This is a genomic window from Streptomyces sp. NPDC050211, from assembly GCF_040656035.1.
In the GTDB taxonomy this organism is placed as follows: Bacteria; Actinomycetota; Actinomycetes; order Streptomycetales; family Streptomycetaceae; genus Streptomyces.
The window spans coordinates 1-25,908 of the sequence record NZ_JBFALC010000024.1 but is presented as its reverse complement, the minus strand read 5'-3'; the positions used below and the strand labels follow the sequence as shown (position 1 = coordinate 25,908).

Here is a 25,908-nt window from a genome sequence, read left to right as displayed (position 1 = left end):
ACGGGAGCAGCTGAGAATGGAGCAGTCAGGCGCTACGACCCTCTTGCAGGGCGCGGTGCAGGACGTTGCGTCGGACGTGGTCTCCGCCCTGCGTGGCGGGGACCACGTGCGAGTGTCCGGCACAGAGGCCGTCGACGGCCATGGGGGAAGCCTCGCGCTCGCAGCCGTACGCGTGTTGGGAGCGGATCTGCTGCTGCCGCACGTCCTCTTCCGCACCCCGCCCGCTCCGGAGACCCTCACCGTGTTCCGGGAGACAGTGGAGGCCTTTCCGCCTCGCGCGGACGCGGCTCCCACCGTCATGTGGAGCCACTGGGCCATGCGTCGCACGCTACGGCGGCTCGACCCACCCACGACCGGCCCGCCCGGCACGGACGCGACCGCGGAGCCCGACGCCCGCTGGCTCGACGAGGCGACCTGGCAGGTGCTGACCCACCAACTCGCCGTCCTGGCCCCGCTCGCGGTGCCCGGCGAGGACTGCGCGGTGGCGCGCGCGGCCCGGCGCCGCACGGTCGACGTGGCCCGGGGCTTCGTACGGGCGGTGCGCCGCAGGGACTGGCAGCAGGCGGCCGGCGCCGGACGCTGGCTGACCCTGCTGGAGGACGTACCGGACGCACTCGGCCTCGAGGCGGGACTGGACTTCGTGGAACTGATGGGCGGCACGGACCCCCGTGTGGCTCTCCAGGCACAGGCGGCACGCGTCATACGGGCCGCCGGAGCGCTCGTATGACGGCAATGGACGTCGGCGAGATCCGGGACGTGGCAGCGGGCGCCTTCGCCTGGCTGTCCGCGCACCGCGTCGACTTCACGCTGGGGGAGGACGCGCTCACCGCGGACGGCCACGTGGACGCGACCTGGAAACCCCTCGGGGAACTCGCCCAGACCTGCGCGAGCGTACGCGCGCACACCCCACCGTCGGACCCGCTGCACGCCTGCGCCTCCGACCTGTTGGGGTTCGCGTGGCGGCAGACCGGCCGGGGTGAGCTGTTCCTGCGGCTCCAGGCGCTGGAGCCCTTCGCGACGTACCCCCTGGAGGTCTACTCCGTCTTCGCCTCGGCCGGACTGCGGCACTCCGGGTACGAGGCCGCCGCGGCCACGACGGCCCGCACGCGGGGCTGGCGGCTGACCGAGCAGGAACCGACCCGCAGGCTCGGCGTCCTGAAGGCCGAGCACCGCAGCGGCATCCACCGGCCGGAACAGGACACGCGGTTACTGCGCCGCACCTGGCTGGGCGGACTGCCGGAACCATGGACGTTCGAGCGCTCCTCGGGGTACGCGCTCACTCACGTCGTCTTCCACCTCACCGCCTGGGGCCGCACCCCTGAGGGCGTCCCCGCGGACCTGGCCGCCTACCTCGCCGACTGGCTGCCCCCCTGGCTCGACACCTGCCTGGACGCCGGGATGTGGGACCTCAGCTGCGAGCTGCTGATCGTCGCCGCGAGCCTCCCGTCCCCGCCCGACCCCGCGACCCTTCAGCACGCCTGGCCGCGGATCGCGCAGGCGCAGCACGCCTCGGGTGCGCTCCCGGAACAGGGCCCGCAGGGCGACGAAGGAGCAGATCCGGAGCCGGACTTCCGCCGCTGCTACCACTCCACCTTGATGGCCGCGTTCGCGGCGGCACAGACCCTCAAGTGCCTTACGGACGAGGGCGGTACGCACCACGGGTACGAGGAACAAGGAGCGCCCGGATGACCGACACCCGTCTCATACACACCGTCGGCGTCCGCGCCCTGGAGTGGCTGTGGGCCCATCGCGACGGATTCCGCCTGGAGCCCGACGTCGATCCGGAAGTGGGCTTCCTCGAGCGCTTCAAACCGGTCGGCGAACTGGCCCTGATCTGCCGGGTGTTGTTCCGCGAGGGCGTGGCCGGATCGCAGCAGGCCGAGCTGGCGCGCAAGCTCGTGGACCACACCTGGCGGCACACCCTGGACGGCGGCCGCATGCTGGTCCGCGGGCAGCGCATCGAGCCGCTCTCGCCCATCCCCTTCGAGGTGTACCTCCCTTACAAGGAACTCGGGTACAGCGAACCCGAGGTGGAGCGCGCCACCGTCCTCTACCACCGGCTCGACAGCTGGGCGGCCCTCGAACTCGATCCGACCCGACGCCTCGGACTGGCCGCGTTCCAGCGCCGTTTCGGCCTCACGCCCAGCCCGCCCGAGGCGGACCTCGTCGGCGCCACCTGGCTGGCCCGCACGCCCGAGCCCTGGACGGTCAGCGGGCACATCGCCTACGACGTCACCCACGCGGTGTTCCACCTCACCGACTGGGGAGAGCACCCCGACGGCCTGCCCCCGGACATCGCCGACTACCTCGCCATGTGGCTGCCGGTCTGGATCGACGACTGGCTGGACCTGAAGCGCTGGGACCTGCTCGGCGAACTCCTCGTCGTCGACGCCTGTCTGCCCCGCCCCACCCTGGACGTACGGGCATGGGAGGGCTTCGCCGCCGCACAGCAGCCCGACGGTGCCATGCCCGCCTTCGGGACGATGCCCGAGGGCGACCCGGACGAGGTGTTCGACCTCGTCTACCACCCGACGCTGGTCGCCGCCTTCGCATCCGTGCTGGCCACCTCCCGCGCCCTGACCGAGCTGGCGCACGCCACCCCATGACCGGCCGCTCCACGCCCTGGCCGGGCGGCGCCGACGACATCGACCGGCACGGCACGGGCGGCACCCCCGGCAGCGACGACACGGTGCGGGAGCGGCTGGAGAGCGCCGTCCACGCCGTCGACGCGCCCGACGCCGTCTTCGCCGTCTCACGGGCGGGCCGTCGCACCCTGTACTGCGGCGGCACGGCCCCGCCCCCGCCGGTCCCCCGCGAAGACCTGCGGTACGAGATCGGGTCGGCGTCCAAGACGTTCACGGGACTGCTGCTGGCCCAGCTCATCCAGCGCGGCCTGCTGACCGGCGGCGAGCCGGCCGCCGCCTGCCTGGACCCGGCCCGGCGGACCGAACCGGCCCCGGTGACGCTCGCCCACCTCATCACGCACACCGCCGGACTGCCCACCCTGCCGGCCGACTTCTACGTGCGGGCGCTTCCCGCCTGGCGCACCAACCCCTACGGCCGCTATCCCGCCGAGCGCGTGACCCGGGCGTTCCTGCGACACCGCCCCCGGCACCGGCCCGGCACACGATGGGAGTACTCCAACTTCGGCGTCGCCGTGCTCGGCCACGCCCTCGCCGCGGTCACGGGCACGGCCTGGGACGAGCTGCTCGGCGCGCACATACTGCGTCCTCTCGGCCTGAGCGGCACCGCGCTTCGGCCGGAGGACCCCAAGACCGACGCCGTCGGACACGGCAAGGACGGCCGCACCCGCACCGCCGCCTTCGACGCGGGCGGCTTCCCGGCGGCCGGTGCCGTCCGCGCCACCCCGCACGATCTGCTGACCTTTCTCGAAGCCCACCTCGACCCGGTCGGCTCCCCGCTGGCCGGCGCACTGCGGGCGGTACGCACGCCCCTGCTGCGCCGCGGTCTTGGACACCGGCACACGCACACGATGGCGTGGTTCCGGCATCCCACGAACGGCGGACCGATGTACTTCCACAGCGGGGCGACCCTCGGCCAGCAGGCCTTCCTCGGCTTCAGGCCCGACACGGGCACGGCCCTGGTCGCGCTGTGCACCCGACGGTTCCGCGCCCGCGACTCCTTCGTCGCCACCGCGTACGCGCTCCTCGCGGAGGAGTAGCAGGCGATGGGGGAGCGGACGGTGCGGGAGCAGCGCCCCCGCACCCGACGTCGTACAACGCTTACAGCTTCTGCCACAGGGCCGGAGTCGCACTCGGCGACCACACGCCCTGCGCCTGGTGGGTCTGCAGGCACAGGTAGCGCACACCGGAGTGGGTCACCGTGTCGCCGGCCTCGTAGACGCGGCCGGCGGCCCATGCGCCCTGCACCGCGTTGTCCTGCTGACCGGGCGGCAGGGCCTCGGCGGACGCGGTCTTCAGGACGAGGCCGAAGTCCTTGAGGATCGGGTTGACCGGCTGGTAGTAGGTGGTCCCGCCGCTGGTGCAGTCGCCCGAGCCGCCGGAGGTCACGCCCTGCGCCTGGCTGCCGGAGACGTACGGGCCGCCGGAGTCACCCGGCTCGGCGCACACGCTGGTCTTGGTGACGCCGTCGACGGTGCCCTGGGAGTAGTCGACACTCGTGTCGTGCTGCTGGACGGTGCCGCAGTGCCATCCGGTGGTGGAGCCGGAGCGGCAGACCGACGCCCCGACGAGTGCCTGGACCGAGCCGGTGATCTCCGTCTTCTCGCCGCCCTCGCCCTTGACGTCGGGCGTGGCGGTCCATTCGGTGTTGACGGCGACCCAGGACATGTCCTTGCCGGGGAACGTGGAGGCCTTGAACGTGCCCTGGTCGGCCTTGTTGTAGCCGGTGGTCTTGTCGCCGCTGTCGCCGCAGTGGCCGGCCGAGGCGAAGCCCTGCTGCGTGCCCTTGGTGACGGAGAAGCCGATGGAGCAGCGGGCCGTGGTCTCGATGTAGTAGGCGTCGCCGCCGACGATGTCCGCCAGCAGCCGTGGCCGCGCCGACGACACGCGGACGCCGACGTCCTGGCCCTGGAGGCCGGCCGCCTTGATGAAGGCGGTGGCGGCCGACTGTCTGACCGCCTCGACGACGACCCGGTTCGCCGGTACGTCGACGTACCAGACCGGAGTGTCCCGTGTCGTGACCCGGGTGGCGGCCGTGTCCAGCTTCTCCTTGACGGCCTGCAGCTGGCTCAACGACCGCTTGACGACCGCGGCCTTCGCGCCCTGGGCCCGGATGGTGGCCACGTCGGCGGCCCGCGTGGTCGCGACGGTGAGCTCGGCGGAGGTCGCCCCCCGCAGCCAGGCCCCCGCGAAGCGCTCGCCCAGGGCGCTGCGGAGGCGGCCCGCACGGACGCCCGCCTCCGCCTCGTTGACCAGTCGCTCGGCCGCCTGGCCCGGCGTCAGCCCGAGGTCACGCTGCAGCGCACGCAGCAGCGCCGCCGACGGCCGGTCGGCACCGACCGTCTGGGCGGCGGTGGACCCGGGCACCGGCTTGGGCGGCTCGGCCGCCGCGGCCGAGGTGATCCCGGTGAGGGCGAGGATCCCGAGAGCGGTCAGGGCGGTGCGGCGACCGGCCGCGGCATGTCTGCCGATCATGCGATGTACCTCCATCGAGTACGGGTGAGAATGCGACGGAGTCAAGGCGTTCACGGAAAGACATGAGTTCATGTCAAAGGCGCTGATTTTTCGCGCTTTGGGGGACGTTGAGCGTGCCATGTGCGCTATGCAGGCCGCACGCGAACCGGAGGAGAGGAAGGACCGAAGTGGCCGACTACGCACTGACCCTCAGCGACTCGGAGATCGAGCGCTACCGGCTCATGGCCGATGCCGCCGAGCGGCGGGAGCACGATCTGTGGGTGGCCGCCGGCGCGGTGCCCGGCGCGCGGATCGCCGACGTGGGATGCGGACCGGGCGCGATCGCGGTGCGGCTGGCGGGCATGGCGGCCCCGGACGGTGCCGTGTGGGCGGTCGACCGGGACGGCGACACGCTGGCTGTCGCCTCCGTACTAGCCGCACGAACCGGCGTACCCGTGCACACTTCTGCCGGGTCCGCCGACGCCACCGGGCTGGCCGAGGGCACCTTCGACCTGGTGATGCTCCGGCATGTGCTGGCCCACAACGGCGGCCGTGAGCAGGCGATCGTCGACCACCTCGCCGCGCTGGCCCGGCCCGGCGGCGGCGCGGTGTACCTCGTGGACATCGACCTGAACTCCTCCGGTCTGCGGAACGCCCCTCCCGAGTTCGACGAGATGGACGCCCGCTACCGCGAACTGCACCGGCGCCGCGGCAACGACCTGACCGTGGGCACCCGGCTCGACGAACTGCTCACCGCAGCGGGCCTGGACGTCGTCACCTTCGAAGGCCACATCGACGTCTTCACGCCCCCGCCCGGGATGCGCGGACCCGTCTGGGCCGCCCGCGACACCCTCGTCGCCGAGGGCCTGGCGACCCCGGACGACATCGCCCGCTGGGACGACGCCTTCCGCCGGGCCGAACAGACCGCGAGCGGACACCGCTTCTTCGCCGCCCACTTCATCGCCGTGGGCCGACGCCCCTGAGAGCCGCTTCGGCAGACGGTCAGCCCGCGCGGCGCAGCGCCGCCGGTGTCGTACCGAGGTGGGAGCGGAGCACCCTGGTCAGGTGCTCCTGGTGGGAGAAGCCGCACGCGGCGGCCACTTGCGCGATCGGCAGGGTGCCCGCACGCAGCAGCCGGGCCGCCTGCTCCACCCGCAGCCGCACGAGATACCGGTGCGGAGGGCACCCGGTGCGGGCCTTGAACCGCCGGGCGAACTGGCTGACGCTCAGCCCGGTGGCCGATGCGAGGTCCGCCAGCGAGAGCGGCTCGGAGAGCCGGGCGTCGAGAAGTTCCCGGACGGCCGCGAACTGCCGGTCGCTGAGCCCCACTTGCCGCTGGGGCTCGTCGGTGTCGCGCTGACGCACACTGTGTCTCCGGCCCAGCTGCGCCGCGGTCATGAGGGCGAGTTGGTCCGCGTAGACGGCCCCGCTGGGCTCCCAGCGCCGTACGACTCCGTCGAGCGCGAGCACGAGCTGTTCCAGCAGCGGGTCCGTGGTGCCGAACTCCTCCTTCAGCCGCACGGTCCGCTCGTCGTCCGCCGTCGCCTGGAGCGCGGCGTCCGAGAGGTAGACATGCACCGTGTTGAGATGGCCGCCGAGTTCCACGTCCAGCTCCGTGGCGGCCGGATGCAGGAACAGTCCGCCCGGGGGCACCTGCCGGGCGGCGGTCAGTCCTCGGCGTCCGCGCCGGACGGTCACGGGTCCGTCCAGGTGCAGGATCAGCAGATGGCTGTCGGCTCCGGGGAAGGCGTCCCGGTACGGCACTTCCCGCTGCGTCGACACGAACAGCCGCTCCCAGCCGAGCCCCGCGCTGCTGCGGACGGGACGCACGCCCGGCCGCGCCAGGATGCCGTGGGTGTCACCGAGTCCCATCTCGCCCATACGGCCCTCCTTCGCGCCCCGGTCAGTCTCCCGTTCCCGCGCTCACGTGGGCAAGCGGCAGCGAATGTCGCCGTTTTCGTGCAGCGGGATGCGGCGATTGTGCAGGCGCGAGGCGCCACCGGGTACGGATACTGCCGCAGACGCCTCGACCCCCACAGAGCACAGCATGGAGAGCGGCCTCATGAGGAGTTTCGTCCATACGGCCGGACCGAGCCGGGTGATCTTCGGTGCGGGCACCCTCGACCGGGTACGCGAGGAGGCCGAGCGGCTCGGCGGGTCCCGCGTGATGCTCCTGTCGGGCGGGTCACGCGCGCTGCGCAAGGACACCGAGCGGCTCCGTGGAGTCCTGGGCGAGCTGGTGACGGCCGAGTTCGCGGGTGCGGCCATGCACACGCCCGTCGAGGTGACCGAGCAGGCCCTGCGCCTGCTGCGGGACCGGAGTGTGGACTGCCTGGTGGCGATCGGCGGCGGTTCGACGACCGGCCTCGCGAAGGCGCTGGCGGTCCGCACGGATCTGCCTCAGGTCATCGTGCCGACCACGTACGCCGGGTCCGAGGTCACCCCCGTGCTCGGCGAGACCGTCGACGGCCGCAAGACCACCCGCTCCGCGCCCGCGATCCTGCCGGAAACGGTCGTGTACGACGTCGAGCTCACCCTCGGCCTGCCCGTCCCGGCGACAGTGACCAGCGGCATCAACGCCCTGGCCCACGCCGTGGAGGCCCTCTACTCGCCGGACGCCACTCCGGTCACCGACGCCATGGCCGTGGAGGCGGTCACCGCCATCGGCAGGGCGCTCCCCGCCCTCCACGACGACCCGACCGACGCAGAGGCACGGGCCGAGCTGCTGCAGGCCGCCTGGCTGGCGGGCATGTGCCTGGGGGCCGTAGGCATGGGGCTGCACCACAAGCTCTGCCACACACTGGGCGGCGCCTTCGGCCTGCCGCACGCCGAGACCCACACCGTGGTCCTCCCGCACGCGATGGCGTACAACGCGCCCGCCGCACCGGAGACGATGGAGCGCGTCGCACGCGCCCTGGGCGTGCCCGACGCCCCCGCGGGCGTCTTCGACCTGATCCACCGGGTCGGCGGCCCCACCTCCCTGCGCGAACTCGGCCTGTCCGAATCCGACCTGGACCGCGCGGCGGAACTGGCCACCGCACAGCCGTACCCCAACCCGCGCGAACTGACCCGCACCGGAGTCGCCGGCCTGCTGCGGAACGCCTGGCAGGGCCGCCGCCCCGAAGGGCCTCCCGACCTGCGTCCGCTCACCGAAGAGGTCGTGGCGAGCTTCGCCGGCTGCGAGAACCCGCGCCTCAGACAGCTCCTGACCGATCTCGCCCGCACCCTCCACGGCTACACGATCCGCAACGACCTCACCCCGCAGGAGTGGCAGTTCGCGATCGACTTCCTCACCGAGGCCGGTCACATCACCACCGACACCAGGCAGGAGTTCATCCTGCTCTCCGACACCCTCGGCGTGTCCAGCGTGGTCGACGCCCTCACCAACTCCCGTACGCCCGACACCACTTCGTCGGCGATCCTCGGCCCCTTCTACGTGGCCGGGCCACCCTCCGCCGAACATGGCAGCGACATCGCGGGAGACTTCACCGGCACACCGCTGTGGGCGGACATCCGGGTCACCGACCGCGAGGGCGCACCGGTCCCCGGGGCCGTCGTGGACGTGTGGCAGTCCAACGAGGAGGGCTTCTACGACGTCCAACTCCCGGATCTGGACGGGCCGGTGCTGCGCGCCCGGTTCACCACCGACGAGGACGGGCGGTTCACGTTCTGGTCGATCCTCCCGTCCGAGTACCCGATCCCGGACGACGGGCCGGTCGGCAGGATGCTCTCCGCGGTGGGCCGCCACCCCTACCGCGCACCGCACGTGCACTTTCTGATCGATGCCCCCGGATACCAGCCCCTGATCACCCAGCTGTTCGTCCGCGGCGGCGCCTACCTCGACGGCGCCCCCGGGCAGCGCGACGCGGTCTTCGGCGTCAAGGACGACCTGATCACGGACTTCGTCCCGCGCACCGGCCCCACACCCGACGGCCGGCCGGTCGAGGGGGAGTGGCGGCTGCTCGAGTTCACGTTCCACATCGCGCGCCTCGGCGACTGAACAGCCCTTCTTCTCACGGTTTTTGACACTGCTTCACGGAGACAGCATGAGTACGCCTGAGCAGCACTACGACACCGACGTCCTCGTCATCGGCAGCGGCCCCGCCGGCGGTACCGCGGCCCTGCTGCTGGCGACCTACGGTGTGCGCACCCACCTGGTCACCAAGTACGGGTGGCTCGCGGACACCCCACGCGCCCACATCACCAACCAGCGCGCGATGGAGGTCTTCCGCGACCTGGGAATCGAGCAGGAGGCCCTGGAGAAGGGCACACCGAGCCATCTGATGGGTGACACCGTCTTCGCCACGTCGCTCCTCGGCGACGAGATAGGCCGCATCCGTACCTGGGGCACCGCGGACGAGAGCCTGACCGAGTACGCGGCACAGAGCCCCTGCGGGATGATCGACCTTCCGCAGACCTACCTGGAGCCGATCCTCCTGTCCAACGCGGCCAAGCGGGGCGCCGTGGTCAGGCTCAACACCGAACTGGTCGACTTCGAGCAGGACGCGGACGGCGTCACCGCCACCCTCCGCGACCGGCCCGGCGGCACCGAACACACCGTACGCGCCCGGTACATGATCGGCGCCGACGGCGGCCGCAGCCTCGTCGCGGAGAAGCTCGCGCTGCCCATGGAGGGGCAGATGGGCAAGGCGGGCAGCATGAACATCGTCTTCAAGGCCGACCTCGCGCGGTACGTCGAGCACCGCCCCAGCGTCCTGTACTGGATCATGCGCCCGGGCGCCGACGTCGGCGGGATCGGCATGGGCCTGCTGCGCATGGTGCGGCCGTGGGACGAGTGGCTCATCGTCTGGGGCTACGACATCGACAACCCTCCGCCGGAGGTCACCGACGAGACGGCGGCGGCGATCGTCCGCGACCTCGTCGGCGACGACCAGCTCGACGTCCGCATCGACAACGCCTCCCTCTGGACCGTCAACCACGCCTACGCGACCCGGCTGCACGCCGGACGCGTCTTCTGCGCCGGGGACGCCGTCCACCGGCACCCGCCGTCCAACGGCCTCGGCTCCAACACCTCCGTCCAGGACTCCTACAACCTGGCCTGGAAGCTGGCGGCCGTCCTCAAGGGGCACGCCGGGCCCGAACTGCTGGACACCTACTCCGACGAACGCGCCCCGGTCGCCCGGCAGATCGTCGAGCGCGCGAACCTCTCCCGGGACCAGTTCCTGCCCCTCTTCGAAGCCCTCGGCGTCGTCGGCGGGGACGAGGAGGGCATCACCAAGGCCCTGCACGCGGCGCGGCAGCCGGACGCCGAGGGCGCGAAGAAGCGACGGGCCATCCGCGAGGCGATCGAGCTGAAGCACTACGAGTTCAACGCCCACGGCGTCGAGCACAACCAGCGCTACGAGTCGGCCGCCGTCCTCCCCGACGGCACCGTCGAGACGATCACCCGCGACGACGAACTCTTCGGCTGCCCGACGTCCCGCCCCGGCGCCAAGCTGCCGCACGCCTGGCTCGTCGACCACAAGGGCGGCCGTATCTCGACGCTCGACCTGGTCGGCAGGGGCGGATTCCGCGTCGTCACCGGTCTCGCCGGTGTGCGATGGGCCGAGGCCGCCGACGCCCTGGCCCAGGAACTCGGCCTCGACCTGCGCGGCGTCGTCATCGACCGCGACGCCCATGACGCGTACGGCGAGTGGAGCCGCCGCGCGGAGATCGACGAGGAGGGCGTGCTGCTGGTCCGGCCCGACGGGTACGTGGCCTGGCGCCGGGGGAGTGGCGCCGCTGACGCCGACGAAGCCGTAAGCCTGCTGCGGGACGCGCTGACGGCGGTTCTCTGCCGGCCTGCGTAACGGTCGGTCCTGCGCCCGCTCGTTCTGATCGATTGATCGGTAGAATGGAGATGTCGCGGGCGATCGATCGGAAACGGTGAGGGCATGCGGGAGTCGGCGGAGCAGCGGCAGGCCCGGATCGCGGAGCTGGTGCGGGTGCGGGGTGTCGCGCGCCTCACCGATCTCGCCGACGAACTCGGCGTCTCGGTCGTCACGATGCGCCGGGACGTCGAGGACCTGGCCCGACGCGGAGAGGTGCGCCGGGGGCACGGGGTGGCGCGGTCGCTGCGGCCGGTAGCCGAAGAGAGCCTGGCCGGGGGCGACGCCGTCGCCATGATCGTGCCCGAGCGGAACACGTATCTCACCGAGGCCGTCCAAGGCGCCCGCGAGGCCGCGGAGAAGGCCGGGCTGCGGCTCGAACTGCACATCGCGGCCGACGACGGCGGGGCGGAGCGGGAGGCGGTGCGGCAGGCGCTCGACGGCGGCGCGCGCGGGCTGCTGCTGTCGCCGCACTGGCGCACGCGCGCCGAGGAGATGGACGCGGACCATGCGTGGCTGGCCGCCCTGGACGTACCCGTCGTGCTGGTGGAGCGGCGCCCCGCCCGCACCAGCGCCATCTACCCGCTGGACTCCGTGCGCTCGGATCACGCGTACGGCGTGCACCTGGCGCTGGAGCATCTGGCCGGCCTCGGCCACCGGCGGATCGTCCTGGCCGCACGCGACGACAGCCCCACCGCGCGCGTGATCCGTGACGAGTTCGCCGGGCAGACCGCCGCCCGGGGTCTCGCCGCGGGCTGCCGGACCATCCTCAGCTCACGTACCGCGGGCCCCGACCCGTCCGCCGCCGACCCGCGCTCGGCGGACCTGGTGGACGCGGTGCGGAAGACCGGCGCGACGGCGGTGCTGATCCACAGCGACATGGACGCGCTGGTGCTGGTGCAGCGGCTGCAGGCGGCCGGGATCGATGTGCCGGGGCGCTGCTCGGTGGTGGCGTACAACGACGTGGTCGCCGACATGGGCCCGGTCCCGCTGACGGCCGTCGCCCCGCCCAAGACCGAGCTCGGCCGGATCGGTTTCGGCCTGCTGCTGCGCCGCCTCCGTGCGGCCCGCGAGGGACTGCGCCCCGGGGCGACACGGCACGTGGAGTTGCTGCCGAGCCTGGTGATCCGGGAGTCCACGGGCACGCGCACCGGTCGCTGACACCCACGACTTGTTCGTTTGACCGCTTTAGTTTCTTCTGTTCGATGTATTGACGCCTTTTTCGTCTCCCGCTCAGGATTTGGGTAACCCAGCAAGGACGCGGGAGGCCCCATGCCGGCTCGACGACGCGTACGCCTGGCCACAGCCGCCCTGTTCACCGCCATGACCCTGTTGCTCGCCGGCTGCTCCTCGGGCGGCGGCGACACCGCCGGGACCGGGCCGGTGCGTCTCACCTTCTGGTCGGCGCTGCGCGGCACCCAGGAGGTCGTGGACGAGTACAACCGCAGCCAGGACAAGATCCGGGTCGACTATCAGCAGGTCCCGTCCGGCCCCCAGGGCGGCTGGGCCAAGCTCAGCAACGCCGCCCGCGCAGGCAACGCCCCCGACGTCGCCACCATCGAGTACCCCCAGCTGCCCGGCTACGCCATCGACGGCGTGCCCCGCGACCTCACCGACCTGCTCCCCGACGACGTACGCCGAACGTTCCTCCCGCAGGCCCTCGACCTCACCACCCTCGACGGCCGCATCTACTCCGTGCCGGTGGACATCGAGCCGATGATGTTCTTCTACCGCAAGGACGTGCTCACCCGGTACGGCATCCAAGTCCCCCGGACCTGGGCCGAGTTCGAGACCGCGGCCCGTGCGCTGAAGAAGGCCGACCCCGGCTCCCGGCTCGCCAGCTTCTTCACCAACGGCTCCCAGCACATGGCCGGTTTCGCCTGGCAGGCCGGCGCCCAGTGGTTCCGGACCGCCGACGACACCTGGCGGATCACCATGGACGACGCCCCGACCCGCAAGGTCGCCGCCTACTGGCAGCGCCTCGTCGACCAGGACCTGGTGCGTGTCGAGCCCGTGGACAGCCAGCAGTGGCGGGCGCACCTTCAGAACGGCGAGACCGTCGGCTATATGGCGGGCGCCTGGGCGGCCGGCTCGCTGATGAACTCCACCCCCGGCGGCAAGGGCAAGTGGGCGATCGCGCCGCTCCCGCAGTGGGACCCCGCGAAACCGTCCCTCGGCACCCAGGGCGGCTCCACCTTCGCCGTCACCAAGGACAGCCAACACCCCGAAGAGGCGCTGGAGTTCATCATCTGGATGGTCACCAGCCCGGACGCCCTGCGCGCCAAGCTCTCCAGCGGCATCAGCAGCGCCTACCCCGCCGTACCCCCGCTCGTCCCCGTGGCCCGCAAGGAGATGGACACCGCCTACTACTCCGGCCAGGACATCTTCGGGCTCTTCCAGCAGTCCGCCCGGCTGGTCTCCCCGCGCTGGCAGTGGGGCCCGCGCATGACCTCCACCATCACCTCCGTCGAGGACGGGTTCGCCAAGGCCGGAGCCGGCAGCGGCAGCATCATCGGCGCCCTGCGCCAAGGGGAGCGCAGAACGCTGCCCGACCTCAGCAGCCTCGGCCTGTCGGTCACCACCCACTGAGGAGCAGCCGTGAGCACAGTGCTCTCCGAAGAAGAACGCACGGGAACGAAACCCCCCGCCACGCGTCCCGCCCGCACCCGCCGCGCCGGACGCCGCCAGCAACTCCTCGCCTGCGTCACGCTCCTCGCCCCGTTCACGGCCCTGCTCATCGCCGTGTTCCTGGTCCCCGTCGGCTACTCGGTCTACCTCAGCCTCTTCTCCCAGGACCACGAGGGTCTCGGCTTCGGCGGCGGCACCACCGTCTTCACCGGGCTGCGCAGCTATCTCGCGGTCCTCGACGACCCGAGCTTCCGCTCCGGCTTCGCCGTGATCGCCCTGTACTGCGTGATCTTCGTCCCGGTGGTCGTCGTCGGCGCCCTCGCACTCGCCCTGCTCCTCGACTCCGGCCTCGTCCGGCTGCGCCGCACCGCGCAGATGATGCTGTACCTCCCGCACGCGGTGCCCGGCATCATCGCCGCGGTGATCTGGCTGTACCTGTACACGCCCGGTCTCAGCCCCGTCATCAAGGTGTTCGCCGAGGCGGACATCCACATCGACTTCCTCGGCCTGCACACCGTGCTGCCGGCCATCGTCAACATCGCGCTGTGGAGTGGCCTCGGCTACAACATGGTGATCTTCTACGCCGCCCTCCAGGCCCTGCCGCGGGAGGTGATCGAGGCCGCCCGCATCGACGGCGCGGGCGGCCTGCGCACCGCGCTGTGGGTCAAGGTGCCCATCATCCGCGGCTCGGTCGTCATGGTCTGCATGTTCGCCCTGATCGGCGCGCTCCAGCTGTTCACCGAACCCACCCTGATGAACCAGGCCACCCCGATGGTCAACTCCCGCTACACGCCGAACATGTACATCTACGACGCCGCCTTCCGCCGCAACAACTACGGCCTGGCCTCCGCCGCCTCCGTGATCCTCCTCGTCGTCACCTGCGCTCTGTCGTACGCCGTCACCCGCTGGGCCGGCCGCCGCGAACGGAGCCCGCGATGACCACGAGCAGACTCACCAGCCGCGCCGTCGCCAACGTCGTCGTCCTCGTCGCGGCCCTCTACACCCTGCTGCCCGGCCTGTGGCTGCTGCTGGCCTCCACCAAGAACTCCGACGCGCTCTTCAGCAGCGACATCCTCAGCCTCGGCGACTTCTCGCTCGGGCGGAACCTCGCCGACCTGTTCGCCATGGAGGGCGGCGTCTACGGCCGCTGGTACCTCAACAGCCTGCTGTACGCGGTCGTCGGCGCCCTCGTCGGTTCGCTGATCAGCGTCGCCGCCGGGTACGCCTTCGACAAGTACGACTTCCCGCACAAGGAGAAGCTGTTCGGCCTGGTCCTCACCGGCGTCATGGTCCCGCCGACCGTGCTCGCCCTGCCGCTCTACCTGGTGGCGTCCAACATCGGCCTGGTGAACACCTTCTGGGCGGTGTTCATCCCGGTGCTGTTCAACCCCTTCGGCGTCTACCTGGCCCGGCTGCTCAGCAGCGGCTATGTGCCGACCGAGGTGCTGGAGGCGTCCCGGGTGGACGGCGCGGGGGAGTTGCAGACGTATCTGCGGGTCAGCCTGCGCATGCTCGGCCCCGGCTTCGTCACCGTCTTCCTCTTCCAGCTCACCGCGATCTGGAACAACTTCTTCCTGCCCATGGTGATGCTCTCCGACCAGAACCTGTATCCGCTCAGCCTCGGCCTCTACACCTGGAACAGCTCCGCCACCGTCTCGCCCGAGTATTACCCGCTCGGCGTCATCGGCTCGCTGCTCGCCGTCGTCCCGCTGATCGTCGCGTTCGTGACGCTGCAGCGGTACTGGAAGTCGGGCCTGACCGCCGGAAGCGTGAAATGACCGAACCCCGCCCTCACCGGCGCCGCCCGCGCGCCGTCCTGGCCATGGCGCAGCGGACCGCCCGCCAGGTCCTCGACGCCGACGCGCGGGCCCGCCTCGCCGACCTCACCGACATCGACCCGCACCTCGTCCTGGACGACCTGACCACGTCCGCCGCCCACCGAGCCCTCGCCGACGCCGAGTTGCTCGTCACCGGCTGGGGCTGCCCGCCCCTCGACGCGGCCGTGCTGCATGCCGCGCCCCGGCTGCGTGCGGTCATCCACACCGCGGGCACGGTACGCCACCACATCACCCCGGCCTGCTGGGAGCGCGGCCTCGCGGTCTCCTCCGCCGCCGCGGCCAACGCCGTACCGGTCGCCGAATACACCCTCGCCATGATCCTGCTCGCCAACAAACGCGTCCTGGAGACCGCCCGCGTCTACCGCGCCGAGCGCCGCCGCGTCGACTGGAACGAACGCCACCCCGACGCGGGCAACTACCGCCGCACGGTGGGCATCCTGAGCGCCTCGATCATCGGCCGCCGCGTCATCGACCTGCTCCGCCCGCACGACCTGACGGTGCTCCTCCACGACCCCTACGTATCCGACGCCGAGGCCCGCGCCCTCGGCGCCCAGCCGGTGCCGCTGCCCGAGCTGTTCGCGCGCTGCGACACCGTCAGCGTCCACACGCCGCTGCTGCCCGAGACCCGCGGCCTCGTCAGCCGCGACCTCCTCGCCGGGCTGCGCACCGGCGGCACCCTGATCAACACCGCACGCGGCGCCGTCGTCGACCAGGACGCCCTCACCGACGAGGTGGTATCGGGACGACTCCACGCCGTCCTGGACGTCACCGAGCCGGACGTCCTGCCCGCCGACTCCCCGCTCTACGACTGCCCGAACGTCCTGCTCACCCCGCACATCGCCGGCTCCAAGGGCGGTGAGCTGCGCCGCCTCGCCGAACTGGCCCTGGCCGAGGTCGAGTCGTACGTCCTCGGCCGCCCCTTCGCCCACCCCGTCCGGCCCGAACGCCTGGCACGTCTCGCCTGAGGCGAGCCCGAGACGAACAGGAGGCGTGGCCCGGCCATGCCCGAACTCCCGCTCCCGCCCGAAGACCGCACCCTCAGTCCGTACACCGGCTACACCCGCGCCCACTGGGAAGCCGTGGCCGACCACCTGCTCACCGCCGCGCTCCGCTACACCACCCCCGGCCAGGCCCTCATCGACCTGCCCGGCCCGCCCTCGAAGTCCGGCGTGCGCTCCGACGGCCTGGAGGGCTTCGCCCGTACGTTCCTGCTCGCCGCCCTCCGCACCGCCGGGGCCTCGGGCAAGGACCCGCACGGCTTCCTGGACCGCTACACCGCCGGCCTCGTCCGCGGCACCCGCGCCCCGGGCCGCGACGACACCGAGTCCTGGCCGGAGATCGGCCACCACGGCATCCAGGGCCAGCCCATGGTGGAGTCCGCGTCGGTGGCCCTCGCCCTCCGTCTCACCGCGCCCTGGACCTGGGACACCCTCTCCGCCGCCGACCAGGACCGCGTCGAACGCTGGCTGCGCGGCGCGCTCACGCACACGCCCGCACCCAACAACTGGTACCTCTTCCCGCTGACGGTCGCCGGTTTCCTGGAGTCCGCGGGCCGGGGCGACACGGAGACGCGCCGAGCGATCCAGCGGGGCCTCGACCTGCTGGACGGCTGGTACCAGGGCCAGGGCTGGTACTCCGACGGCGACGGCCGCGCCTTCGACCACTACAACGGCTGGGCCCTGCACCTCTACCCCCTCCTCCACGCCCACCTGGCCGGAGACGGCCCCCTCCTGGAGCGGCTCGGCCCCCGCCTCCGCGAGTTCCTCGACGGCTTCGCCCTCCTCTTCGACGCGAACGGCGCCCCGATCCACCACGGCCGCTCCCTGACGTACCGCTTCGCCGCGACCGCGGCCGTGGCCCTGGGCGCCCTCACCGACCGCACCCCACTCGCCCCCGGCACCACCCGCCGCATCCTCAGCGGAGCCCTGCGCCACTTCCTCGACCGAGGCGCCCTCACCGAGGACGGCATCCTCACCCTCGGCTGGTACGGCCCGCACGCGGCAACGCTCCAGCGCTACTCGGGGCCGGGCTCCCCGTACTGGGCGTCGAAGGGCTTCCTCGCCCTGCTGCTCCCGCCCGAGGACCCGGTGTGGACGGCGACGGAGGAGCGAGCCCCCGCCGAGGGCCCCGACCGCGCACTCGCCCTGCGAGCCCCCGGACTGCTCGTCCAGACCACCGCCCGGGACGGCCTGGTCCGCCTGCACAACCACGGCAGCTACAAGCTCGACTCCCGCGAGCCGGAGCGGGCGCCCGGCAACCCCCTCTACGCCCGCCTCGCCTACTCCACCCGCACCGGCCCCACCAGCGCCGCCAACACCCCCGACAACCACATCGCCCTGGAGGCCCGCGGCACCCGCAGCGCCCGCATCCGCATCAACCCCCTTGCCGGCGGCCCGAACTGGCTCGCCTCCTGGCACCGCCCGGTCTTCCCCGAAGGCGGCCCCGTCCTGCCGTCGGCCCGCATCGAAAGCCTGACCCTCGCCCACGGCAACCTCGAACTACGCGTGCACCGCACGGTCGGCGTACCGCCGGGAACGCCCGTCCACCACACCGGCTGGGCGGTCGCCCTGTCACCAGAGGCGGCCCCCGAAGCCGGACAAGCCGACGAGATCCGCATCACCGGCGAGGAGGTGACCAGCCAACTCCTGGGCCTGCACGGCTGGCACCACCAGAGCATCGCCCGCGCCCCCCAGGGCACGGCCTACGGCCCCTGGGCCCTCCTCCCCGAACTCACCGGAACCGTCACCGACACCCCCTCCGGCACAATCTTCGCCGCCCTGGCCTCCCTCACCGCCGAACCGGACCCACCTCCACTCACAGACCAAGTCACCGCCGAGGTGGACGACTTGACCCTCACCGCCCACTGGATGGACGGCACCAGCACGATCGTCCACCTCGGCGAGGCCGGCCCCATGGTCACCACGTTCACAACAGCGCCCCGATAGGGGCGCGGGGAACTGCGCGACCAGCCCCCACGACCCGCACGGTGAACCACTACCCGCAGCTCACACGCCCTTCTTCCGCCGGACAAACCCGCGCAGCAAACCCACCGTTCGCAGGCACATCCACAACAAGCCGTGAATCAGCAGTCACCTCACGCGTCTCGACGCCAAGACCACCACCCGGAGCATCCCAATAGAGATCGAGGAGCCAGTGCCCGGACCCAAGGAACCCGAGCGACGCGTCCAGCGTCCGCGCACCCCCAGAAGTCACCGCCCCCAGGAACCACTCACCCCCCGCCCGCCGAGCGAACACCGCCCGATCCCCAGGCGCCCCATCAACCAACTCGGTGTCGTCCCAAACCGTCGGCACCCCCGCCAGGAACCGCTCCGCAAGCGGCCGGGCCGCATACGACTCGACACTGTCGGCGAAGTGCTGCACCCCGGACTCGTACACCACCGACAACGCCAACTCGGCCGCATCACTGGTGGGCCGCACACCGGTGAAGGTGACCGGCGTGAAGTCCATGGACCCGGTGAGATTACGAGTGAACGGCAGCGTCGTGTAATGCCCCGCAGGGAACGGCTCACGCCCCGGCCGCGGACGCGTACCCTCCGCGCCCCGCACCGCCTCGACGGTCATCAACTGCGGCCACGTCCGCTGCTGCCCACGGGGAATCGTGCCGCCGTGGAAGTTCAGCATCAGCTCGTACTTCGCGCTCCCGGCGAAGATCGCGTCGTACCAGCGCATCCGGTCCTGCCCGTCCGACTCCATGAAGTCGATCTTCAGCCCGACCGCACCCCAGGACTTCCAGCGCGGCAGCAACGTGTTGATCTCGCTCGCCGCGTCGATGGTCTGCCACCGCACCCACAGCCAGACTCCGACGCCCTTCTCCCGGGCGTACGCGGTGAGTTCGGGCATCCAGTCGTTGCTCCAGCCCGAGTCGACGAGCACATACTCCCAGCCCTGTTCCGCGGCGAAGTCGACGAACTTCTTCTGCGCGGCGAGGCTGGTCGGGCTCTGCCCGTCGGACCACCAGGACCAGGCCGCCTTGCCGGGTTTGATCCACGAGGTGTCGGCGACCTTGGACGGCGCCGCGAGATCGGTGATCAGGTCGCTCTCGGTGACGGTGGCGAGATCGCCGATCACCATCGTGCGCCAGGGAGTCGCGAAGGGCGCCGTGGCCACCTCGGCGGGGTCGGGCAGCTTCAGGCTGAAGCGGCCCGCGTCCGCGTCGACGCGGTCGAGGGTGAGGCGGGAGCCCGCGTAGGAGCTGTCGAGGCCGGACTCGCCGAGGAGCATCCAGCTGTCGGCGTCGACGCGGAACAGGGACGGGTAGCCGTAGTCGGTACCGGTCTTGGCCTGCGCGAGCGTCGTGTGCTGGTGGATGGACTCGTAGTCCTGGCGGCCGTTGTCGTACGGCAGCAGATACGAGTCCGCCTGCGCGGGCACCGCGTACTGCGAGGTCTCGCCCAGCACGGTGACGGTTCCGGAGTCGCCGTCGCCCCGCGGGAGTTCATAGTGGTAGGCGACGCCGTCTGCGGCGACCCGCAGGGCGATCCGCAGCATGCGGTCCTGCTTGCGGAAGGTGAAGACGGATTCGGTGGCGTCGAGGGTGTGCCGGGTCCGGGCGCCGCTGGTCGTCGTGTACGTCTCATGGACCGTCTGGTCCCGGCGGCTGACGAAGCTCAGCCCGGCGGAGAAGTCGGTGACGGCGGTACGGATGCCGAGGGCGGACGGCCGCAGCACCGTCGTACGGCCGTCGCGGGCGGTCAGGGTCAGGCCGCCGGAGTCGGTGAGGGACAGCTGGGCGGAGACGGGGCCGTTGCCGGGGGCCGCGGTGCGCCAGCTCCGCTCCGGGCCGGCGTCCTGGCCTTCGGCGGCGGTCGGAACGCACAGCGCCGCCAGGCAGGCGGCGACCGTCAGGGCTCTGGTGACTGTGGATCGTACGACACGCATGTGTGCCTCCCACTCACGAGTCATCGGGTGAATCTGTCGTGCTGTTCGGTGTATTGACGCATCATTAGCCGCTTCTTACGCTCCCGTCTAGCCAAGTCATCGGATCAATCTGAGGGAGATCGATGATGAGAGTCAGCAGACGAGGCTTTCTCGGAGGTGTCGCCGCCGGTGCCGCGACGTCGGTCGCCGCACCGGCGGCGGCCGCTCAACAGGGCGGCGGCGCCGGGGGCCTGGTCGGTATGCGGACCGACCGCGAGTGGCAGGAGTTCCTCGCCGCACAGGACCCGGTGTGGAGGCGGCTGCCGCGCACCTGGTACGAGGGGCCCTTCCTCGGCAACGGGCTGCTCGGCTCGATCGTGTACCAGGAGCCCGGCCGCAACGCCCTGCGCTTCACCGTGCACCACAGCGAAGTCCAGGACCACCGGCCGGAGTTCGGCAGCGACTGGGGCGTGGCCCGCCTCCCGGTCGGCAACCTGCTGTTACACCCCGTCGGCACCATCACCGGCGCCGATCTGCGCCTCGACCTGTGGAACGCGGAGGTCACCGGCACCCTCACCACCGACAAGGGCGCCATCCGGCTGCGCGCGCTGGTCCACAACGACCGCACGCTGCTGGTCGTCACGGCCCGCGCGGACGCGGGCGAGCGGAACTTCCGCTGGGAGTACGTCCCTTCACCCGCCGTCAGCCCGCGCATCGTCCGCGAGGATCCGCCCGACGACCTGGAACCCAACCCCGCACCGGTGACCACGAAGGAGCCGGACGGCACGACTCTGGTGGTGCAGTCGCTTGTCGCGGGCGGGCAGACGGCCAGCGCCCACCGCGAACGCGCCCACGGCGACGACCGGACGTTCTGCCTGGCCGTCACCCACTCCCACCCCGGCACCGACGCCGAGGGCCGGGCCCGCACGGCGGTCCGCAAGGCGTCCGCGCTGCCCGTCTCCACCCTGCTGCGCACCCACCGCGACTGGTGGCACGCCTTCTACCGCAAGAGCTTCGTCTCACTCCCGGACGGCATGCTCCAGAGCTTCTACTGGCTCCAGCTCTACAAGCTCGCCTCCGCCGCCCGCGAGCACGCCCCCGTCATGGCCACCACCGGCCCCTGGCTGGAACCCACCCCCTGGCCCGCCGTCTGGTGGAACCTCAACGTGCAGCTGGAGTACTGGCCGGTGCACGGCTCCAACCACCTGGAGCTGGACGCGATCCCCCGCACCCTCGCCGAGAACACCGACATCCTCATCGGCGCCCTGAAGCCGGAGTACCGGGCCGACTCGGCGGGCCTGCGCCGCTCCACCGACGCCCAGTGCGAGGACAACGGCAGCGTCGCCGTCCCCGGCGGCTCCGGTGACCCGGAGGTCGGCAACCTGCCCTGGGCGCTGCACAACGTCTGGCTCACCTACCGCCACACCATGGACCGGGGCCTGCTGGAGGACATCCTCTACCCGCTTCTGCGCCGCTCCACCACCTACTACCTGCACTTCCTGTCCGAGGGCGACGACGGCCGGCTCCACCTCCCGAAGACCTTCTCACCGGAGTACGGCAGCGCCCCCGACTGCAACTACGACCTGGCGCTGCTGCGCTGGAGCTGCGCCACCCTGCTCGACACCGTCGAACTGCTCGGCGTGGAGGATGAGTTGGCGCCCAAGTGGCGGCACGTCCTGGACCGGCTCACCGACTACCCGGTGGACGCGAACGGCTTCATGATCGGCGCCGGGGTTCCCTTCGCGAAGTCGCATCGCCACTACTCCCACATGCTCGCCGTGTACCCCCTCTACCTCGTCAACTGGGAACAGCCCGAGCAACGCGACCTCATCGAGCGGTCGTTGAAGCACTGGATCGGCTTCGAGGGCGCCCTGCGCGGCTACAGCTTCTCCGGTGCCGCGTCCCTCTCCGCGATGATGGGCCGGGGCGACGACTCGCTGACGTATCTGCGGGAGCTGGTGGCCCGGTTCGTCCAGCCCAACACCATGTACTACGAGGCCGGCCCGGTCATCGAGACTCCGCTGTCGGCCGCGCAGAGCCTGCACGACATGCTCTGCACGAGCTGGGGCGACACCATCCGGATCTTCCCCGCGGTGCCGGGGGAGTGGCGGGACGTCACGCTGCACGACTTCCGCACCCAGGGCGCGTTCCTCGTCAGCGCCGTCCGCCGGGGCGGCCGTACCCGCTGGGTACGCGTCCGCAGTCTCGCCGGAGAGCCCTGCCGGGTGCGCCATTCACTGGGCGGGCGCGTCACGGTCGCCGGGATCGGCGGCCCGGCTCCCGACTGGCGCGACCTCGGCGACGGCGTCGTCGAACTCGACCTGCCCCAGGGCGCGGAGGCCGTGATCCACCCGGCGGGCCGGCGCCCCGAGCTGCGGATCGCCCCCGTACCGATCTCCGCTCCCGCCGACCGGTGGGGCCTGCCGGAGCTGCCGCAGACCGGTACCGTCACCCAGCTCGACCTGACGGGCCACTTCGACAACGACGGCATCACCACCGAGATGTACTACGGCGACGGGGACTTCGACGGCACCGGCCGCACCTACCCCATGGCCCAGCTCCCGCAGACCGGCCAGACCTCCGACAGCGGGATCGGCTTCGCCTTCACCAACGGCAGCGAGGGAACGAACAACAACGTCGTCGCGGGCGGCCAGGACATCTCCGTACCGCAGGGCGCCTACGGCACGTTGCATGTGCTCGGTGCGGGCGACACGGGGAACGTCACCGTCCCGGCGACGCTCCGGTACGCCGACGGGACCACCGCCTCCACACAGCTCCGGCTCACCGGCTGGCTGGCGTCGGGACCCGCGTACGGCGAGACGGCAGCGGTGACGACCAGTCAGGTCCATACGCGCAACGGGCCGTTGGGCACCAAGGCGGCCATCTTCCACCAGGTCGTCGAGGTCGACGCGACCCGGCAGCTCACCGGGATCACCCTGGCCGCGCCGACGGGTGGCACCGCCCGGGCCCACGTCTTCGCGCTCTCGCTGGAGGCGGTCGGCGGGTAGGCGGGGCACCGCATGAGTCGAGGCCGCGGCACGGGTCCACCGTGTCCGCGGCCTCGGTCCCGCCCGCTCAGGCGCCGTCCCGCTTCGCGGAACGCCCGGTCTGCTTGATCCGCTCCTGCGCCTTCCCCTTGAGCTTCTTGGCTTCTGCGCGCGCTTGCTCGAGCTTGCCCTCGGTCTGCATCTCGCGATCGCCGGTGACCTTTCCGGTCATCTCCTTGGCCTTGCCCTTCATCTTGTCCGCGCGGCCCTTGTCGGCCATGGCTCCTCCTTGGGTGAGACAGGGCTTGCCCGCCCAAAGTAAGCGGGTGGGGCAGACCCCGCGCGTCGGACGATGACGCTGTGTGAGCACCGCGCCGCCGAACGGCCGGGGCGGGCCTTCCGGACGCGGTCAGCCGTTCAGCCGCGTACGCAGCAACTGCTTGCCCAGTTCGGCGCCCTTGCGGCTGTCGGCCTGCGCCTTGCGGAACAGGTCCACGACCTCCGTGTCCTTCTCGCGCTCCGCGTCCTGGATGTACGTCTCGAGCCGCAGCGCGTTGCTCAGGCAGGCCTCGACGTACCAGATCAGGTTGTAGTCCTTGTCCGGCGTGCCCGTGACGCCACCGGTCTCCGTGCTGCTGGTCATGGTGAACCTCCTCCGGTCCCGAACGGAACGATCGAGTACCCCGAGCGGCGAGGCGTACACGGCCTCCCGAGCGCTGGTGACCAGGGGATGACGACGGCCGTGGCGGGCACCTGGAGCGGATGGGTGCTCTGCTCGCCCTGGCCTCCGCGGTCTGCTACGGCATCGTCGACTTCGCCGGCGGACTGCTGTCCCGCCGCGTCCACTTCGCCGTCGTCACCTTCCTCGGACAGGTCGGAGGCTTGCTCCTGGCGGTCGTCGCCGCGCTGCTGATACCCGCGACGGCGGTCCGGTCCACGGATGTCGCCTGGGGCGCGGCCTCCGGCGCCGGAAGCGCCGTGGCCATGCACTTCCTCAACCGCGGTCTGAGCCGTGGCGCCATGAGCATCGTGATCCCCGTGAGCGCGGTCACCGGGGTGGCGCTGTCCGTGCTGTGCGGGGTCTTCCTGCTGGGCGACCGGCCCACTCCGCTCGCCTGGCTGGGCATCTGCGCCACCGTTCCCGCTCTGTGGTTCGTCTCCGCCGGCGGCGACGGCCACGGAAGCCGAGCCCCGTCCGGGCGGCGGCTGCCGGTGGACGGTCTGATCGCCAGTGGGGGCGTGGCGGTCCAGTACATCGGCCTCGCCCAGGCGGACCCGGCGAGCGGCCTGTGGCCCGTGGCGGCCGGCCGGGTCGCCGCGGTTCTCCTCCTGCTCCCGGGCATCCGGCGGCACGCTTCCGAGTTCCGCCGGCCCGTCCGGTCGCTGGGCTGTGCGGTGCTGATCGGGACGGGAGCGGCGCTCGGGCTCATTCTGTATCTGCTCGCCGCCCACCAGCAGATGCTCGCCGTCGCCGTCGTCCTGGCCTCCCTGTACCCGGCGGTCCCGACGGCCCTGGGACTCGCCGTTCTGCATGAGAAGGTCACCCGGACCCAGACGTCGGGTCTGCTGATCGCGGGCGTCGCGATCGTCCTGCTCAGTCTGGGGTGAGCAGACGGCTGCCGTACGGCCGCGTCGACCGGACCTGCGACGGGTACCCGGAGCACCTCGGAATTCTGTTGGATCGGTGGCTGACGATGACTGCGAAGACCGACAACGCGGTGGTCCGGGCCCTGCTCGACCGGCAGGAGCGCACCTACGCGGCGCAGGCCGGGATCAGGCTGCGCAATACCCCCGGCCCCCTCTACCAGACGCTCGTGCTGGCGATCCTGCTCAGCGCCCGGATCAAGGCCGATATCGCGGTGGCGGCGGCAAGGGCGCTGTTCGACGCCGGGATGCGCGACGCCCGCTCGATGGCGGAGGCGTCCTGGCAGGAACGCGTCGACGCGCTCGGTGAGGGCGGCTACCGCCGCTACGACGAGCGGACCGCGACCCTGCTCGGCAAGGGGGCCGAGCTGCTGCTGGAACGCTACAAGGGCGATCTTCGGCGACTGCGCGAGGAATCCGACCCCAAGAAGGCCCTGCAGGACATACCCGGGATCGGTCCCACGGGAGCCGATATCTTCCTGCGCGACGTGCAGGGCGTATGGCCGGAGTTCGCACCGTACTTCGATCGCAAGGCCCAGGACGGTGCGCGCCGGCTCGGACTGCCGACGTCGCCCGACAAGCTGGCCGGATTCGTGGGCAAGCGTGACGTGCCCCGGCTCGCGGACGGCCTGGTCCACGCGGCCCTCGACAAGCCCCTGGCCGACGAGGTGCTCGACGCCGCGAAGGCGGCGTGACAAGGCGTTCCGGAGTACGGGGCCAGGGCACGGCCGGGATGGCGCGTTACGCTGGCGCCGTGCCGGACCTGATCGAAGCCGCGCGGGGGTACAGCCCTGACACACACAGCCGCCTTGCGTACGGGCACCCTCGCTCATGACCGCCGGAACCCCGCTTGCGGCTGCGGCGCGACTCACCGGGCGCCAGGTGACCCACGAGCGTCGGCTCAACGCCGCACTCTCCGAAGTCACCCTCGACGACGGCCTCATGGTGATGGTCAAGCGCGGTGACGGCCCGGCCGCCGCGCAGGCCGAAGCGGCCGGGCTGCGCTGGC

General features: G+C 71.8%; 21 protein-coding genes and 1 pseudogene. 17 read left to right on the top strand and 5 right to left on the bottom strand.

The window, feature by feature from the left end:
• The first annotated feature begins 16 nt into the window (after positions 1 to 16).
• Genes AB0I98_RS23540 through AB0I98_RS23525 form a run of 4 tightly spaced genes read left to right on the top strand, consistent with a single transcriptional unit; the run spans position 17 to position 3,682 of the window.
• The gene (locus tag AB0I98_RS23540) at positions 17 to 727 is read left to right on the top strand and encodes a hypothetical protein (RefSeq protein ID WP_362944761.1); all 711 of its coding nucleotides are present in this window, start codon (positions 17 to 19) and stop codon (positions 725 to 727) included.
• A complete protein-coding gene (locus AB0I98_RS23535) occupies positions 724 to 1,689 on the top strand; it encodes a hypothetical protein (protein ID WP_362944759.1) in 966 nt (321 codons plus the stop codon). Before AB0I98_RS23540 ends, AB0I98_RS23535 begins: the two co-directional genes overlap by 4 nt.
• The gene (locus AB0I98_RS23530; protein ID WP_362944757.1) at positions 1,686 to 2,606 is read left to right on the top strand and encodes a hypothetical protein; all 921 of its coding nucleotides are present in this window, start codon (positions 1,686 to 1,688) and stop codon (positions 2,604 to 2,606) included. Before AB0I98_RS23535 ends, AB0I98_RS23530 begins: the two co-directional genes overlap by 4 nt.
• Complete coding sequence (locus AB0I98_RS23525; RefSeq protein ID WP_362944755.1) at positions 2,603 to 3,682, top strand: serine hydrolase domain-containing protein; 1,080 nt, start codon at positions 2,603 to 2,605, stop codon at positions 3,680 to 3,682. The genes AB0I98_RS23530 and AB0I98_RS23525 overlap by 4 nt, the downstream gene beginning before the upstream one ends.
• Positions 3,683 to 3,743: 61 nt before the next feature.
• Here the strand turns inward: AB0I98_RS23525 and AB0I98_RS23520 are convergent, their stop codons facing one another.
• Entirely contained in the window at positions 3,744 to 5,117 is a 1,374-nt protein-coding gene (locus AB0I98_RS23520) for an alpha-lytic protease prodomain-containing protein (protein ID WP_362944753.1), read from the bottom strand.
• Positions 5,118 to 5,284: 167 nt separating this feature from the next.
• On the opposite strand from AB0I98_RS23520, the gene AB0I98_RS23515 reads away from it, so the two are divergent.
• Positions 5,285 to 6,079 (top strand): methyltransferase domain-containing protein, encoded by a 795-nt coding sequence (locus AB0I98_RS23515; protein WP_362944751.1) that lies wholly within the window; start codon positions 5,285 to 5,287, stop codon positions 6,077 to 6,079.
• Between the two features lie 19 nt (positions 6,080 to 6,098).
• On the opposite strand, the gene AB0I98_RS23510 is transcribed toward AB0I98_RS23515, so the two are convergent.
• The gene (locus AB0I98_RS23510; RefSeq protein ID WP_362944749.1) at positions 6,099 to 6,977 is read right to left on the bottom strand and encodes an AraC family transcriptional regulator; all 879 of its coding nucleotides are present in this window, start codon (positions 6,975 to 6,977) and stop codon (positions 6,099 to 6,101) included.
• 181 nt (positions 6,978 to 7,158) lie between these two features.
• Here AB0I98_RS23510 and AB0I98_RS23505 point away from each other — a divergent pair, with 181 nt between their 5' ends.
• From AB0I98_RS23505 to AB0I98_RS23470, 8 genes are all read left to right on the top strand, one after another.
• Positions 7,159 to 9,096: a maleylacetate reductase and hydroxyquinol 1,2-dioxygenase domain-containing protein gene (locus AB0I98_RS23505; RefSeq protein WP_362944747.1), complete on the top strand. Its 1,938-nt coding sequence runs from the start codon at positions 7,159 to 7,161 to the stop codon at positions 9,094 to 9,096.
• Between the two features lie 46 nt (positions 9,097 to 9,142).
• On the top strand, positions 9,143 to 10,906 hold the full coding sequence (locus tag AB0I98_RS23500) for an FAD-dependent monooxygenase (RefSeq protein ID WP_362944745.1): 1,764 nt from the start codon (positions 9,143 to 9,145) through the stop codon (positions 10,904 to 10,906).
• An 84-nt stretch (positions 10,907 to 10,990) separates the two neighbouring features.
• Positions 10,991 to 12,085, top strand: coding sequence for a LacI family DNA-binding transcriptional regulator (locus tag AB0I98_RS23495; protein ID WP_362944743.1), 1,095 nt, complete (start codon positions 10,991 to 10,993; stop codon positions 12,083 to 12,085).
• Positions 12,086 to 12,196: 111 nt separating this feature from the next.
• Complete coding sequence (locus AB0I98_RS23490) at positions 12,197 to 13,513, top strand: sugar ABC transporter substrate-binding protein (RefSeq protein WP_362944741.1); 1,317 nt, start codon at positions 12,197 to 12,199, stop codon at positions 13,511 to 13,513.
• Between the two features lie 18 nt (positions 13,514 to 13,531).
• Positions 13,532 to 14,491, top strand: a complete 960-nt coding sequence (locus AB0I98_RS23485) for a sugar ABC transporter permease (protein ID WP_362944913.1) — start codon at positions 13,532 to 13,534, stop codon at positions 14,489 to 14,491.
• Complete coding sequence (locus AB0I98_RS23480; protein WP_362944739.1) at positions 14,488 to 15,330, top strand: carbohydrate ABC transporter permease; 843 nt, start codon at positions 14,488 to 14,490, stop codon at positions 15,328 to 15,330. The genes AB0I98_RS23485 and AB0I98_RS23480 overlap by 4 nt, the downstream gene beginning before the upstream one ends.
• Positions 15,327 to 16,355 (top strand): hydroxyacid dehydrogenase, encoded by a 1,029-nt coding sequence (locus tag AB0I98_RS23475; protein WP_362944737.1) that lies wholly within the window; start codon positions 15,327 to 15,329, stop codon positions 16,353 to 16,355. The genes AB0I98_RS23480 and AB0I98_RS23475 overlap by 4 nt, the downstream gene beginning before the upstream one ends.
• A gap of 36 nt (positions 16,356 to 16,391) precedes the next feature.
• Complete coding sequence (locus AB0I98_RS23470; protein WP_362944735.1) at positions 16,392 to 18,335, top strand: DUF2264 domain-containing protein; 1,944 nt, start codon at positions 16,392 to 16,394, stop codon at positions 18,333 to 18,335.
• Between the two features lie 49 nt (positions 18,336 to 18,384).
• On the opposite strand, the gene AB0I98_RS23465 is transcribed toward AB0I98_RS23470, so the two are convergent.
• A complete protein-coding gene (locus tag AB0I98_RS23465; protein ID WP_362944733.1) occupies positions 18,385 to 20,289 on the bottom strand; it encodes a glycoside hydrolase family 97 catalytic domain-containing protein in 1,905 nt (634 codons plus the stop codon).
• A gap of 239 nt (positions 20,290 to 20,528) precedes the next feature.
• On the opposite strand from AB0I98_RS23465, the gene AB0I98_RS23460 reads away from it, so the two are divergent.
• Positions 20,529 to 23,276, top strand: a complete 2,748-nt coding sequence (locus AB0I98_RS23460; protein ID WP_362944911.1) for a Tat pathway signal sequence domain protein — start codon at positions 20,529 to 20,531, stop codon at positions 23,274 to 23,276.
• Between the two features lie 67 nt (positions 23,277 to 23,343).
• Here the strand turns inward: AB0I98_RS23460 and AB0I98_RS23455 are convergent, their stop codons facing one another.
• Together AB0I98_RS23455 and AB0I98_RS23450 are read right to left on the bottom strand one after the other, a co-directional pair.
• Complete coding sequence (locus tag AB0I98_RS23455) at positions 23,344 to 23,535, bottom strand: CsbD family protein (protein WP_362944731.1); 192 nt, start codon at positions 23,533 to 23,535, stop codon at positions 23,344 to 23,346.
• Between the two features lie 129 nt (positions 23,536 to 23,664).
• The gene (locus AB0I98_RS23450) at positions 23,665 to 23,898 is read right to left on the bottom strand and encodes a hypothetical protein (RefSeq protein WP_362944729.1); all 234 of its coding nucleotides are present in this window, start codon (positions 23,896 to 23,898) and stop codon (positions 23,665 to 23,667) included.
• Positions 23,899 to 24,017: 119 nt separating this feature from the next.
• Between AB0I98_RS23450 and AB0I98_RS23445 the strand changes: the two genes are divergently transcribed.
• The 3 genes and pseudogenes from AB0I98_RS23445 to AB0I98_RS23435 all read left to right on the top strand — a co-directional run.
• Entirely contained in the window at positions 24,018 to 24,863 is an 846-nt protein-coding gene (locus tag AB0I98_RS23445; RefSeq protein WP_362944727.1) for an EamA family transporter, read from the top strand.
• Positions 24,864 to 24,949: 86 nt separating this feature from the next.
• Positions 24,950 to 25,594 (top strand): endonuclease, encoded by a 645-nt coding sequence (locus AB0I98_RS23440; RefSeq protein WP_362944725.1) that lies wholly within the window; start codon positions 24,950 to 24,952, stop codon positions 25,592 to 25,594.
• Between the two features lie 136 nt (positions 25,595 to 25,730).
• Positions 25,731 to 25,908, top strand: a pseudogene (locus tag AB0I98_RS23435) (fructosamine kinase); the annotation flags it as partial.